Annotated in this window: 12 protein-coding genes; 2 read left to right on the top strand and 10 right to left on the bottom strand. The window is 62.5% G+C overall.

Features of this window, described 5'->3' with window-relative positions:
* Positions 1-6: 6 nt before the first annotated feature.
* From FHT29_RS07785 to murA, 7 genes are all read right to left on the bottom strand, one after another.
* Positions 7-1,746 (bottom strand): ABC transporter ATP-binding protein, encoded by a 1,740-nt coding sequence (locus FHT29_RS07785; RefSeq protein ID WP_168599512.1) that lies wholly within the window; start codon positions 1,744-1,746, stop codon positions 7-9.
* The gene (locus FHT29_RS07780; protein WP_168599511.1) at positions 1,743-2,582 is read right to left on the bottom strand and encodes an ABC transporter permease; all 840 of its coding nucleotides are present in this window, start codon (positions 2,580-2,582) and stop codon (positions 1,743-1,745) included. The genes FHT29_RS07785 and FHT29_RS07780 overlap by 4 nt, the downstream gene beginning before the upstream one ends.
* Positions 2,582-3,541 carry an ABC transporter permease gene (locus FHT29_RS07775; RefSeq protein ID WP_168597349.1) on the bottom strand — a complete coding sequence of 320 codons (960 nt, stop codon included), beginning with the start codon at positions 3,539-3,541 and terminating at the stop codon, positions 2,582-2,584. Before FHT29_RS07775 ends, FHT29_RS07780 begins: the two co-directional genes overlap by 1 nt.
* Positions 3,542-3,568: 27 nt before the next feature.
* Positions 3,569-5,089 carry an ABC transporter substrate-binding protein gene (locus tag FHT29_RS07770; protein ID WP_168599510.1) on the bottom strand — a complete coding sequence of 507 codons (1,521 nt, stop codon included), beginning with the start codon at positions 5,087-5,089 and terminating at the stop codon, positions 3,569-3,571.
* Positions 5,090-5,169: 80 nt separating this feature from the next.
* Positions 5,170-6,093 carry an N-acetylmuramic acid 6-phosphate etherase gene (gene murQ / locus FHT29_RS07765; RefSeq protein ID WP_168599509.1) on the bottom strand — a complete coding sequence of 308 codons (924 nt, stop codon included), beginning with the start codon at positions 6,091-6,093 and terminating at the stop codon, positions 5,170-5,172.
* 274 nt (positions 6,094-6,367) lie between these two features.
* A complete protein-coding gene (locus FHT29_RS07760) occupies positions 6,368-7,258 on the bottom strand; it encodes an N-acetylglucosamine kinase (protein ID WP_168597347.1) in 891 nt (296 codons plus the stop codon).
* The gene (murA, locus tag FHT29_RS07755; protein WP_168599508.1) at positions 7,255-8,511 is read right to left on the bottom strand and encodes a UDP-N-acetylglucosamine 1-carboxyvinyltransferase; all 1,257 of its coding nucleotides are present in this window, start codon (positions 8,509-8,511) and stop codon (positions 7,255-7,257) included. Before murA ends, FHT29_RS07760 begins: the two co-directional genes overlap by 4 nt.
* A 228-nt stretch (positions 8,512-8,739) precedes the next feature.
* Between murA and FHT29_RS07750 the strand changes: the two genes are divergently transcribed.
* Together FHT29_RS07750 and FHT29_RS07745 are read left to right on the top strand one after the other, a co-directional pair.
* Positions 8,740-9,600 carry a MurR/RpiR family transcriptional regulator gene (locus FHT29_RS07750; RefSeq protein WP_168599507.1) on the top strand — a complete coding sequence of 287 codons (861 nt, stop codon included), beginning with the start codon at positions 8,740-8,742 and terminating at the stop codon, positions 9,598-9,600.
* 97 nt (positions 9,601-9,697) lie between these two features.
* Complete coding sequence (locus tag FHT29_RS07745; protein ID WP_168599506.1) at positions 9,698-10,474, top strand: SDR family oxidoreductase; 777 nt, start codon at positions 9,698-9,700, stop codon at positions 10,472-10,474.
* 17 nt (positions 10,475-10,491) lie between these two features.
* On the opposite strand, the gene nadC is transcribed toward FHT29_RS07745, so the two are convergent.
* Genes nadC through nadA form a run of 3 tightly spaced genes read right to left on the bottom strand, consistent with a single transcriptional unit; the run spans position 10,492 to position 13,860 of the window.
* A complete protein-coding gene (nadC, locus tag FHT29_RS07740) occupies positions 10,492-11,349 on the bottom strand; it encodes a carboxylating nicotinate-nucleotide diphosphorylase (RefSeq protein ID WP_168599505.1) in 858 nt (285 codons plus the stop codon).
* Position 11,350: 1 nt separating this feature from the next.
* A complete protein-coding gene (locus FHT29_RS07735; protein ID WP_168599504.1) occupies positions 11,351-12,892 on the bottom strand; it encodes an L-aspartate oxidase in 1,542 nt (513 codons plus the stop codon).
* A complete protein-coding gene (gene nadA / locus FHT29_RS07730) occupies positions 12,889-13,860 on the bottom strand; it encodes a quinolinate synthase NadA (protein WP_047554722.1) in 972 nt (323 codons plus the stop codon). The genes FHT29_RS07735 and nadA overlap by 4 nt, the downstream gene beginning before the upstream one ends.
* Positions 13,861-13,926: the final 66 nt, after the last annotated feature.

The raw sequence follows: 13,926 nt of genomic DNA, 5'->3' as shown, positions 1-13,926 counted from the left end.
CTTGCTTCAGGCTTCCGCCAGAGCGATGTGATCCGGCGCGAACCGGCGCCATTCCGGTGCTGCCGGCTCGAAACCGAGAGGACGCACCAACGAAGGAACCTGACGCGTGTCGAGCGCGAAATTCTCCTTTCGCCGCGCGACCGTCGGGACTGCCGAGATCAACCGCCTGGTATAGGAATGCTTGGGCTGCGACAAGATCGAGGCCGCATCGCCGATCTCGACGATCTGGCCGGCATAGAGCACGGCGATGCGATGAGCGATCCGCTCCACCACTGCCATGTCATGCGAGATGAACAGATAGGCGAGCCCATATTCGCGCTGGAGCTCTATCAACAGGTTCAAGACCTGCGCCTGAACGGAGACGTCGAGTGCGGAAACCGCCTCGTCGAGCACCAGCACGGACGGGTTCAGCATCAAAGCGCGCGCGATGCACAGTCTCTGGCGCTGGCCACCGGAAAACTCGTGCGGGTAGCGTTCAAGGGCATTTTCCGGCAAGCCTACGCGCTTCAGCAGCATGACCATCCGCTCATGCGTGCCTCCCGACAGGCGGCCACCGGCCGCGATCACCGGTTCGGCGAGAATGCTGTCGACCCGAAGTCTCGGGTTGAGCGAGGCGTAAGGATTCTGGAAGACCATCTGCACCGCGCTCGTGCGGTCGGCGGCCTTGCCGCCACTAGTCGTGAACGTGCCGCGCGTCGACTTGACCAATCCAAGGATCGCCCGCGCGGTCGTGGATTTGCCGGAGCCGCTCTCGCCGACGATCGCCAGCGTCTCGCCCGGCATCAGATCGAAGCCGACCCCTTCCACGGCATGAACCGCGCCGGTCGCACGACGCAGGAAGCTGCTCGACACCGCGAAACGGACGGTCAAGCCATCGACCTTCAGCGCCGGTTTGGTCTGAGATTCATCGCGCTGAAAATCCGTGCGCGCGGCACTCCCGGCAGCGAAATGCGGAACCGAATGCAGCAGATGCTGTGTATAGGGATGGATGGGATTATCGAGGATCTGGTTGAGTTCGCCCTGCTCGACCGCCTCTCCGGCCTGCATAACCATGACCTTGTCGGCAATGCCGGCGACGAGGCCGATATCGTGGGTGATGAAGATCATCGACATGCCGGTCTCGCGCTTCAACTCGGCGAGCAACGCCATGATCTGCGCCTGCACGGTCACGTCGAGCGCGGTCGTCGGCTCGTCGGCGATCAGCAGGCGCGGATTGCAGGCAAGTGCCGTCGCGATCATCACACGCTGAAGCATGCCGCCGGAAAGCTGGTTCGGACAATAGGTCAGGCGTCGAGCGGCATCGGGAATGCGCACACGATCCAAGGCATCCTTGGCGGCGGCCGTCGCTTGGCGGCCGGTCAGACCGCGATGCAGCCGAAACGATTCCTCGATCTGCGTGCCGATCGTCAGCACCGGATTAAGCGAGGTCATCGGTTCCTGGAAGATCATGCCGATCTCGGCGCCGCGGATCTTCGCCAGCTGTGCCTCGCCGGCCGTGGTCAGGTCGAGAACGCGGTTATCCGCACGTTTCAGCCGAATCGAGCCGCCAGTAATGCGACCGCCGCCGAAATCGACTAGGCGATTGATCGAAAGCGCCGTGACGGATTTGCCCGACCCACTCTCACCGACGATCGCCAGCGTCTCGCCAGCTTCGAGCTCGAAGCTGACTCCGCGAACGATGGGATTTGCTTCCGGATTGCGTCCGAAACCGACGCGCAGATCCGAGACCGACAGCAGTGGGCTCATACGGTGGACCTCCGCATTTTCGGATCGAGAATATCGCGCAGGGCATCGCCGAGCAGGTTGAAGCCGAGAATAGAGATCATGATGGTTATGCCGGGGAAGATCAGCAGCCAGGGCGCTGTTTCCATAAGGTTGCGGCTGTCACTCAGCATCAGCCCGAGCGAGGAGGCCGGCGGCTGCGTTCCCAAACCGAGAAAGCTCAGGCCCGCTTCGGTCAACAGCGACCAGGCGAGCGCCAGCGTCACCTGCACCGTCAGCGGCGCAACAAGATTGAGCAACAAATGCCGCGTCAGGATGTAAGACCTGCTGCTGCCGAAGGTGCGGGCGGCATCGACGAAGTCGCGTCCCTTCAAAGACAGCGCCGGACCGCGCACGACGCGGGTAAAGATAGGCGTGTAGACGATCGCGATCGCCGCGACGCTGGTCCAGGTGCCCGGCCCGACGATGGCGATAATCAGGAGCGCTAGAAGGATCGCCGGGAAGGCCAGAAGCACGTCCATCGTCCGCATAATCACGCCGGCCCAGCGCTTTCCGGACCAGGCTGCGGTCAAACCGAGCACGGTGCCGATCAGGCTTGCGCCGGCCACGGACAGGAAGGCGACGGTGAAGGATTCTCCGATGCCGTTCATCAGCCGGCTTGCGACATCGCGGCCGAAGAGATCGGTGCCCATCCAATAGGTGAGATTGGGGGCATGCAGGCGGTCGATCCGGTTCTGCATCAACGGATCGTGCGGGGTGAGCCCCAGCATGCCGAGAATGGCAAGCACGATATAGATGAGAACGATGATGCCGCCGATCCGGCCGCTCATATGTCCCAAAATGGCCTTGACGATCCGCATCAACCCTCTCCCAGACGGACGCGCGGATCGAGCGCGACATAGGCGAGATCGACGAGCAGGTTGACGATCATGAAGTTGAAGGCGATGAACAGCACGCTACCCTGCACCAGGGCATAATCGCGCTGCAGGATGGCGTCGAGCACCATGCGGCCGAGTCCGGGCAGAGCATAGATCTGCTCGACGAGAACAGCGCCGCCGAGAAGATAGCCGAACTCGACGCCACTGAGCGTCACCACCGGGATCAGCGCATTCGGCAACGCATGCCGCCAGATGACGCCACGCGCCGGCACGCCGCGACTGCGGGCCGTGCGGACATAATCGTCACTCAGAACATCGAGCATGGCCGAGCGTACGACGCGCGTGACCGAGGCGGCGAAGGCGAAGCCAAGCGTCAATGCCGGCAGGATCATCTGGCCGAGATTGCCGAGCGGATCCCGCCAGATGGGCGTAAACTCCCCCATGGTCGGCAAGACACCGAAACCGGCCGACAAGGCATAGATCAGCAGAAGCCCGAGAACGAAATTCGGCGTCGATTGCCCGATCATGGCGACGATGCGCACGGCAAGATCGGAGAACCTCTCGTTTCGTGTCGCGGCAAAGACGCCCGCCGGCAGGCCGATGGCAAGCGCGATCACCATGGAGAGCAACGCAAGTTCGAGCGTCAGCGGGAAGCGCTCGAGGATGATGTCGAGCACCGGCTTGCCGTAGGTGACGGAAATGCCGAGATTGCCCTGGAATATGCCCAGGAGCCAATGCCAATACTGAACAGGCCAGGACTGGTCGATGCCGAAATAGGTGGCAAGGGCCTGCCGCTGCTCCGGCGTCAGCAGGCCCGCATTGGTTCCGAGCATCGCCGTGATCGCGTCACCCGGCACCAGCCGGATGGCGACGAAGACGAGGATGGATACGCCCAGCATGATCAGCGGGAATGTCATGAGCCGGCGCGTCAGGTATCCCATGGCACTTCCTCTAAATCTCGACTGCCGTCACTTGATCGAGACTTTGGCGAGGCCGAACAGCGAGCCCGTCGGCGTCGGCACAAAGCCCTGAACATTCTTCTGCTCAGCCGTGTAGCCGTAAGCCGTGTAGAGCCAGATCCAGGGCGAGACTTCGGCGATATGCTTCTCGAATTCGGCAAAGATTGCCTTGCGCTTGGCCGGGTCGGTTTCGACGCGCCCCTTCTGCATCAGGCTATCGAGCGTGTCGTCGATGTAATTGGCGACCTTCTGCAGATTGCCGGTCTTCGTCCAGTACCGGTTGTACATGGAGTAAGGATCGGCGCTGCCGCCGTTGAGCGCGACCGCCATGTCGAAATTGCCCTTCAGCCAGGTATCGACATAGACGTTGAGCTCCATCACCTTGATATCGAGCTTGATGCCGATTTCGGCGAGCTGCGACTGGATGACCTGCGCTTCGGCTGTCGCCGTCGGCGGCTCGCCGGTGGCGGCGATCACCGTCGCGGAGAAGCCATTGGCAAAACCGGCATCGGCCATCAGCTTCTTTGCCTTCGCTACGTCGCGCGTATAGCAGAAAAGCTGGCCGGGATCGGTGGCGTAGAGCGGCATCGTCAGCGGCCCGGTCACCTTGCCCTCGCCGAGCGCTGCCGTATCCATCACGTCCTTGCGGTCGATGGCGCAGGAGATCGCCTGGCGCACCGCAAGCTGATCCATCGGCTTGCGCGACGGGTTGAGCTGCAGAACATTGTAGGCCAGCACAGGCGTGCGGGTGAGCTGAAGCTTCGGCTCCTTGGGGACCAGTGTCGCCACGAGCGGATCGTTCAGGAGCGCGAAATCGATTTGGCCGGTGCGCAGCGATGCCAGAATCGCCGTTTCATCGGGCAGTACGCTGATGTTGATGCCGTCGACGCCGACGGCGCCGCCTGCCCAGTCCTTGTTGGCGCTCAACACTTCCTTGGAATTCGGAACCCAGCCGTCGAGCTTGAAGGGGCCAGAACCGATCGCCTTCGTGCCGATGGTGCCGGCGGTAATTTCGCTCGCCGGAACAACCGCCGCATTGAGGCTGGTCATCGCCGTCAGGATCGGAACGTCAGGCTGCGACAGGTTGAACACAACGGTATTGGCGTCGGGCGTATCGATGCTCGCGATCGACAAGAAGTTGGCGCGGGCGACGGCGCCGGTCGCCTGGTCGAGGATGCGCTGGAAGGAAGCCTTCACGTCGGCCGAGGTCACCGGGGCGCCATTCTGGAACTTCGCCTTGGCGTTGAGCTTGAAAGTCAGCTGCTTGCCGTCGGGTGAAAACTGCCAGCTGTCGGCAATGCCGGGCACGATCTGCAGACTGCCATCGAGGCGAACGAGCGGCTCATAGATCAGTTCCAGCAGCCGGATGGAGGAAAAGGCCGTCTGCTTGTGCGGGTCGAGCCCGGTCGCATCCTGCGACCACGCCATGCGCAGCGTCGCTGCCTCAACCGGCATCGCGACCACCGCCATGCCAAGCCCCGCCGCCAGCACGACCCCCGAAATCAGTTTCCTTGCAAAATGCCCTTCCATTCCCAGCCCTCCGATTTTTTCAAATGTCCCCGGCCGATTTTGGCCAATTGATTGCTATCGCGGCGCGCCGCGATCTTCCCTTAAGCAGTCCTAGCGTTGATGGCCTTGCGCAGGAATCCATCAGCGTTTTGCAATGCCGCGCGGGCTTCTTCAATGCCCATCCCGGTTATTTCCGTGAGAATGGCAAGCTTGACGTCATTGCCTGTCAGATCGAGAACGCGGCGTGCCTCCTGCTGCGAGCAGCCGGTCGCCTGCATGACGATGCGCGCGGCGCGCGCCACCAGCTTCTTGTTGCTCGCGCTGACGTCGACCATCAGATTCTGATAGCTCTTGCCGATGCGGATCATGCTTGCCGTCGTCAGCATGTTAAGAATGAGCTTCTGCGCTGTGCCGGACTTCAGGCGCGTCGAGCCTGTCAGGATTTCCGGACCGACAACCGGAGAAATCGCCAGATCGGCGATGCCGGCAATAATGGAATTGGGATTGCAGGACAGGGCGACCGTAAAGGCGCCGATGCTCTTCGCATAGTTCAAGCCGCCGATGACATAGGGCGTGCGACCGCTGACGGCGATGCCGACAACGACATCGGCTGCCGTCAGGTTGATCTCCCGCAGCGCCTGGCGTCCCTGCTCGGGATCATCCTCTGCTCCCTCGATCGAACGCCGCAGCGCATCCGGCCCGCCGGCAATCAGGCCGATGACCATCTCCGGCGGCACGCTGAAGGTCGGCGGGCATTCGGAGGCGTCGAGCACGCCGAGCCGGCCGCTGGTCCCTGCCCCCATGTAGATCAGCCGGCCACCCTTCTGGAAGGCGGCGACGATCTGGTTGACGGCGGCAGCGATGGCCGGAATGACCTTTTCGACGGCGACCGGCACCGTCTGATCCTCATAATTGATCTCGCGCAGGATATCGAAGGTCGGCAGCAGATCGATATGCATCGTATTCGGATTGCGGCCTTCGGAAACCAACTGCTCCAGTTCGGATATCAACTTCTGCTCTGTCATGGGTCTGTTCTCGAACTAACGCTTCGACATCAATAAGTCAGGAGATGACAAGCCCGACCAATGAAGCATCGGACCCGCCCCGGCAAAATTCGGTTTTTCAACAAAACGGAAGACTGAAATCAGCCAGGATGCAGCCGGCCTTTTCGGCTTCGTTCTGCGCCCATTCCCTGTTTACCTTTGTTAACACTATGTCCGTTTATTCCTTCAGTCAATCACAAAAGGAATAAAATATTCCAATTTTATCGCGCGAAAAACCGCTGCGCCGACCTTCCCGTCAACGCTGGCGGATTGCCCTTCTGGCAAGGATGATGGCGCCCGAGACCGCATCGCCATCGATGGGCTTGAGGCTGCGGCGCACATCCGGCGCAAGCCAGGGCTCGAGCGGACTCGCCAGGCCGCCAAGCAGGCAGACGCGCGGCGCACCCTTCTCGAAAAGGGTGCGAACCAATGTGTCGATATGCCCTGCCGCGCTTTGCACGATGCGCCGCGCCACGGCATCGCCCTGGTCGGCATGACGCAGAACCATCGGCGCAAGTGTCGCATAGTCGGTGGCGGATGCGCGATCCATCCAGGCCACCGCTTCCATGGGATCGTTCTGGAATCGCTGCATGATCTCGGCCAGCAATGCCGTCTTCTGCTCGCGGCCATCATGGGCGCGAAGCGCGAGCTGCACCGCATTCAGCCCGAGGTAAGCGCCACTGCCCTCGTCCGAGATCGGAAAACCATAACCACCGACCCGCAATTGCCGGCCCTCGACGAGACCGAGCCCGATCGACCCCGTGCCGGCAATGACGATTGCCCCATCCCGGCCGGAATGGGCGCCGAGGCAGGCTCCCTCGCCGTCGCTGACGAAGTCGATGCTGGCAAAGGGATGTTCTATGGCCCTGAGGGCCTCAAGCGCACCCTTGCGGCTGATACCGGCCAGCCCGACGCCTGCATGGATACGCTTGATATGCGTGGCGCTCAGACCCGCCTCTTCGATTGCGGCATCGAAGGCCCTGGCGATGGAAGCCCAGGCTTCCTCGACACCGAGCCGCGTCGTCGCGGGACCGGACAATCCCTGCCCCAGTATCGTGCCGGCGGCATCCTCGATGCGGGCGCGGCAACCGGTGCCGCCGCCATCGACGCCGAGGAAATAAGGAGAGGTTTCTGCTGCAGCGGTCATGACGTCAGCCGTTCGATATCGGCGCCGCAGAGGCGAAGCTTGCGATCAAGCTGCTCATAGCCGCGATCGAGATGATAGACGCGATTGACGATGGTTTCGCCTTTCGACACGAGCGCCGCCAGCACCAGCGAAACGGAGGCGCGAAGATCCGTCGCCATCACCTGCGCCCCCTTGAGCGGCACACCACCCCGCACTAGGGCCGTTGTGCCCTGCAGGGTGATGTTGGCTCCCAGCCGCATCAGCTCCGGCACATGCATGAAGCGATTTTCAAACACCGTCTCGCGGATCAGCGAGGCGCCCTCGGCGCAGCAGGCAAGAGCCATGAATTGCGCCTGCAGATCGGTCGGGAAGCCCGGATAGGGTTCGGTGGTGAGGTCGGCGCCCTTGAGCGGACGGTCTCTGGAGACGACCAAGCCACGATCGCTCGGCCAGACACTGACGCCCATGGCCTCCAGCGCCTGCACGACCGAGGCAAGATTTTCCAACCGGGCATGGATGAGTTCGAGCTGTCCACCGGTGATGGCGGCGGCCACGGCATAGGTTCCCGCCTCGATACGGTCGGGGATGCCGTGGTGTTTGGCGGGACGCCAGCTGGTGTCCCCATCGATGAGGATGCGATGCGTGCCCGCCCCTTCGATCCGCGCACCCATGGCGCTGAGGCAGGCGGCGAGATCGGCAACTTCCGGCTCACGCGCGGCGTTCAAAATCTCCGTTTCGCCCTTGGCGGCGCAGGCGGCCATCATGGCCGTCTCCGTCGCGCCGACCGACGGCGAGCTCAGCACGATGCGGGCACCCTTCAGCCCATTGGCAGCCGAAGCGACGATCAGGCCGCTTTCGATCGCGATATCGGCTCCCAGGGTCGCAAGCGCCTTGATATGCATATCGACAGGTCGGGCACCGATGGCGCAACCACCGGGAAGGGAGACGCGTGCTTGACCGAAACGGGCAAGCAGCGGCGCCAACACCAGGACGGTTGCTCGCATGCGCCGGACCGTATCGTACGAGGTCTCCTTCGAGACGATGGCGCTCGGATCGATCGTCGTGCCGTGCGCCGCACGCGTGATCTTCGCCCCATGAAGGGCAATGACGCCAAGCATGTTCTCGACATCGCTGACGACAGGCAGGTTGGTCAGCTCCAGCGGATGCGGGCTCAAAAGGGCAGCCGCGATCTGCGGCAGGGCCGCATTCTTGGCGCCCGAAATCGTCACGGCGCCCTGCAACCTTTTGCCGCCAGAGATGCGAAGTCTATCCATGATCAGAACCCGTTGAAGAGAGGTGCGACGTCCCAGAGACTCCGCCGCCTGCTTCCTGCAGAAGATTATTCGACCATTCCAACCTGTCAACGGAAATTGGAATTTTTTATTCCAATTCTCTATGGTAACCTCTATCGCTCAAAGCATGGTTGCCCGGCTTCATCCGAATGCTATTTTTGGTCTGCTCGTGATGATGCGTGAATCGGCCCCGACGGCCCGAAGGGACAGATGTCTATCTTGAAGAAAATCAGTGCGCAGCTCGAGACCATGGCGCCTGCCGATCGCCAGATCGGGCAATTCATCGTCGAAAATCCCGACCAGATGTTGCGCCTCTCATCGGCGGCGCTTGCGGTCGAGACAGGCCGCAGCCAGTCGAGCGTCGTCAAGTTCAGCCAGAAGCTTGGCTATGCCGGCTACCAGGAACTGAAGCTTGCCGTCAGCGAGGCGAAAGCCCAGGAATGGCCAGCCCCGGCCGGCATGATCCACGGCACGATCGAAGTGGGTGACGGCTATCTCACGATCCTGCAGAAGCTGTTGGGCAGTAAATTGCAAGCCATGCAGCAGACCATCTCGGTCAACAATGAGGGCGATATCGACAAGGCGCTCGAAGCCCTTCACGATGCACGGCGCATCCATCTGGCCGGCGTCGGCGCCTCATCGCTGGTCGCCCGCGACTTTTCCTACAAGCTGATGAAGCTCGGCCGCAACGTCCTGCATGACAGCGACAGCCACGTGCAGATGGCCAATGCGTCGACGCTCGGCCCGGACGATCTGCTCTTTGCCCTTTCCTATTCCGGCACCAGCATCGAGACGCTGCGGATCGCCGAGCTCGCAAGCCAGCGCAGGGCGACCGTCATTGCCGTTACCGGACTTCAGGACAACCCGCTTGCCCGCGTTGCCGATATCCGCCTTCACACCGTCGGCGACGAGGATCGCGTCCGCTCTTCGTCGATCACGGCGCGCGATGCCCAGCTGATGTTGACGGATTTGCTGTTCATTCTGCTGGTGCAAAAGCAGCCCGATGCCCACGACTATGTCCACAACAGCGAAACCGCCGTTTCCGTGCTGAAGGCCAAACGCCTTTCGTAGAGACCGGTAAACAAGCTGTGACGGCTGCCACTCTGTACGGCAGGGATTTCCGGACGTAGCTTGCGAGCCCTTTCGCAATGCACCCGGAGACAATCTCATGGACCTTGGCCTCAAGGATAAAGTCGTTCTGATCACAGGCGGCTCTAAGGGCATCGGCTATGCCTGCGCCGAACTCTTCCTGTTGGAAGGCGCGCGTGTCGCCATATGTTCGCGCGCGCAAGCCAACATCGACAAGGCGCTTTCGAAGCTCTCCGGAGCGCACGGCTATGCCGCCGACCTGATATCCGATGAGCAGGCCCTCGCGGTCGTCGACAAGGTCGAGGCCGAAATCGGCCCCATCGATATTCTCGTCAACAGCGCAGGGGCTGCGGCGCGCACGCCGGCAGACGAACTGATCCCTGCGATCTGGCGCGCCGCGATGGATGCGAAGTATTTTTCCTATATCAACGTGATCGATCCCGTCATCAAACGCATGAGCATGCGCGGCTCGGGCGCCGTCATCAATATCATCGGCAATGGCGGTAAGATCGCCTCGCCCTTCCATCTGCCCGGCGGGTCGGCCAATGCCGCCCTGATGCTCGCAAGCGTCGGGCTCGCCAATGCCTATGCCGGCAAGGGCGTGCGTGTCGTCGGCCTCAATCCCGGCCTGACGGAAACGGATCGCGTCGCCGAAGGCCTGAAGGCGGCGGCGAAAGCTACCGGCTCGACAGAGGAGGAGGCGCTCGCCGACGCGCTGCGGCGCATCCCGATCGGCCGCATGGCAGATCCGGCTGATATCGCCAATGTCGTTGCCTTCCTGAGCTCGACCAAGGCAAGTTACGTTACCGGCGTCGTCATCAGCATGGACGGCGCACAAGTGCCGGTCGTTTTCTGAGCTTGCAATCGGCGGCGTTAAGCCGCCGACTTCCAGTCCAGGCCGATATCGAGCGTCGGCGCGCTATGTGTCAGCCATCCGACGGAAATGAGATCGACACCGGAGGCCGCGATTGCTGCAGCGGTTGCCGGCGTGATGCGGCCCGACGCTTCGGTAATGGCTCGTCCGGCGACAATATCGACCGCCTTGCGCAACTGATCCGGCGCCATATTGTCGAGCAGCACGGCATCCACACCTTCGGCCATGGCTTCGCGAAGCTGTTCCAGCGTATCGACCTCGACTTCGATCTTGACCATATGGCCGACGCCCGCCTTGGCTCGACGGATCGCCTCGACGACACCGCCCGCAATGGCGACATGATTGTCCTTGATCAGCACAGCGTCATAGAGCGCGAAGCGATGATTCGTGCCGCCGCCAGCGCGGACAGCATATTTCTCCAGCGCCCTCAGGCCCGGCGTCGTCTTGCGGGTGCAGACGATCAAAGCCTTGGTGCCCGCGATCGCCTCGACGATGCCGCCCGTCACGGACGCGATACCCGAGAGATGGCCGAGGAAATTCAAGGCGGTGCGTTCCGCCGTCAGCAGGCCGCGCGATGGTCCCTCGATCGTTGCAATCACCTCGCCTGCCTCTACCTTCGTGCCGTCAGGCACGTTGCGGGTCATGATGATGCCGGGATCGACGAGCTGGAAGGCGAGTTCGGACGCATCGAGGCCGGCGACCACACCCGGCTGGCGCGTCACCATTGCCACGCGGGACCGATGCGTCGCGGGGATCACGGCGGCAGACGTGACATCGCCGGCAAGGCCGAGATCCTCAAGCAGGGCATTGCGCACCAACGGCTCGACGATGAGGCGCGGAAGGGGAACGAGGGTCATGTCAGGCGCTCCTGGCGAAGGAATAGGGAATGACGGATCTCGCGATGTCCAAGGCATCGGACAGACGCATCATGCGACGCTGCACATGCTGCAGCTTCAGCGGAAAATCCGTGCGGGCGTGAGCACCGCGCGATTCCCTCCTGAGGCTGGCGAAGACGGCGATCAGCAGCGCGACGAGGGCCGGATCGGCCGTCGGACCTTCGCTGTCGAACAGCGGCAGGAGGGCTGCGATCGCGCCATGAATCGCGCCGGCATTGCGCAGGACGCCGAGATGGCGCGAGACAACAGGCCGAACAAGCGACAGATCGGGTGCCAAGAGACGCGCATGATCGTGCAGCAGCCTTGTCGGGCCTGCATCGATGCCGGCGATATCATGCGCCGCTCGCATGCCCATCACCGCAGCTTCCAGCAGGGAATTGCTGGCAAGGCGGTTGGCCCCGTGCAGGCCAGTGGATGCCGCCTCGCCAACGACCCATAGGCCGGGCACGGAACTGCGGCCATTCTCGTCCGTCGCCACGCCACCCATATGATAGTGGACAGCCGGACGCACCGGAATTAGATCACGCGATGGATCGACGCCGGCCTCGCCGCAAAGCGCGTCGATGACAGGGAAACGCGCCGCGAAGCGGTTGCCGAGCGCCTCACGGGCATCGAGAAAAACCCGGCCTCCGCGCGCGATTTCCGCGCTGATGGCGCGCGCAACGACATCGCGGGGGGCCAACTCGGCGCCATCGACCTTCGCCATGAAGCGCTCGTTATTCTCATTGACGAGCAAGGCACCCTCGCCACGAACCGCCTCGCTGACGAGCGCCAGCGGTCGTCTGCGGCTGTCGAGCGCCGTCGGATGGAACTGCACGAATTCCATGTCGGCCAGAAGCGCGCCGGCCCGCGCGGCAAGCGCGATCCCCTGCCCGAAATTGCCGACAGGATTGGTCGTGGCCTCGTAGAGGCCGCCTATGCCGCCCGTCGCGAGCACGACGCGGGAGGATGGCAGGATGACCGTCCCCTTCTCCGTTGCACACAGCAGACCGGCGATATGGTCGCCGTCCAGCAACAGCCGTTGCGCCTCATAGCCTTCAAGCACCCTGATCGACGGCGCGCGGGCGACCGCCTCTGTAAGCGCACGGACTATGGCCGCACCCGAGCCGTCGCCTTTCGCATGCACGATACGGCGACGTGAATGAGCCGCCTCGAGGCCCAATGATAGTACGCCGGCGCCATTGCGATCGAACTGAACGCCGGCCCGCTCCAGCGCAGCGATGGCAGCGGGCGCTTCAGCGACGATGCTCGCGGCCACCTTCAAATCGCAAAGCCCGTCGCCGGCGGCAAGCGTATCGGCCAGGTGCAACGCAGCACTGTCGTCGTCACCCATGCTGGCAGCGATACCGCCCTGCGCCCAGGCGCTCGACGTTTCCCCGCCGAGCGCGGCGCGCGTTACGATCACGGTGGGTTCCGGGGCCAAGGTCAGCGCTGTCATCAGCCCGGCAAGACCACTGCCGACGATAACGATGCGACCGCTCAGCTCTTCAAGAATCTCGCTCATATCGCCAGCATCCTTTCCACCGCGCGGCGGGCGGCGACCGCGATCGCCGGATCGATCGTCACTTCATGCTGCCCCTCTTCCAACGCCTTACGGATATTCCCGAGCGTGATGCGCTTCATATGCGGGCAGAGATTGCAGGGCCGGATGAACTCCACATCGGGATGACGCACGGCGACATTGTCGCTCATCGAACATTCCGTCAGCAGCACGACGCGGGCGGGGCGCCTTTTGCCGACATAGTCGGACATGACGGCAGTCGAGCCGGCAAAATCCGCTTCCATGACAACATCCGGCGGACATTCGGGATGCGCAAGCACCGTGACGCCGGGATAATTTTCACGCAGTTGGCGCACGTCGTCGGCGGTGAAGAGTTCATGGACCTCGCAGTGTCCATGCCAGGCGATGAGCTGAACATTGGTTTCGCGCGCGACGTTGCGCGCCAGATATTCGTCCGGAAGCATCAGCACTTTCGGCACGCCGAGCGATTCCACCACCTGTTTGGCATTGCCCGAAGTGCAGCAGATATCGGATGCCGCCTTCACGGCAGCCGAGGTGTTGACATAGGTGACGACGGGAACGCCCGGATGTGCCTGTCGCAGCAAGGCGATATCCTCAGGCGTGATCGAATCCGCCAGCGAACAACCCGCGTCCATATCGGGGATCAGCACCGTCTTTTCCGGGTTCAGCAGCTTGGCGGTCTCGGCCATGAAGTGCACGCCGGCAAGGACGATGATGTCGGCGTCGACCTCGATGGCCTTGCGCGCCAGCGCCAGGCTGTCGCCGACAATATCGGCAACGCCGTGGAAGATCTCCGGCGTCTGGTAGTTGTGGGCGAGAATGACGGCGTTGTGCCGCCGCTTCAGCTCGAGGATGGCCTCGACATCATCCTGAAACGTCAGCCATTCGGCTTTCGGGATGACGCGGCTGACACGATCATAGAGGGAGGATGCGGATACGGGAAGATTCATGACCGGCTCCTTATTATACTCACTTTGAGCATATTATGCGCAAATAGATATTCTCGATATGAGCAT

It is taken from the genome of Rhizobium sp. SG741 (genome assembly GCF_012275435.1).
Lineage (GTDB): Bacteria > Pseudomonadota > Alphaproteobacteria > Rhizobiales > Rhizobiaceae > Rhizobium > Rhizobium lusitanum.
Note: the sequence above shows the minus strand (reverse complement) of the source record. Positions and strands in the feature narration are given on the sequence as shown.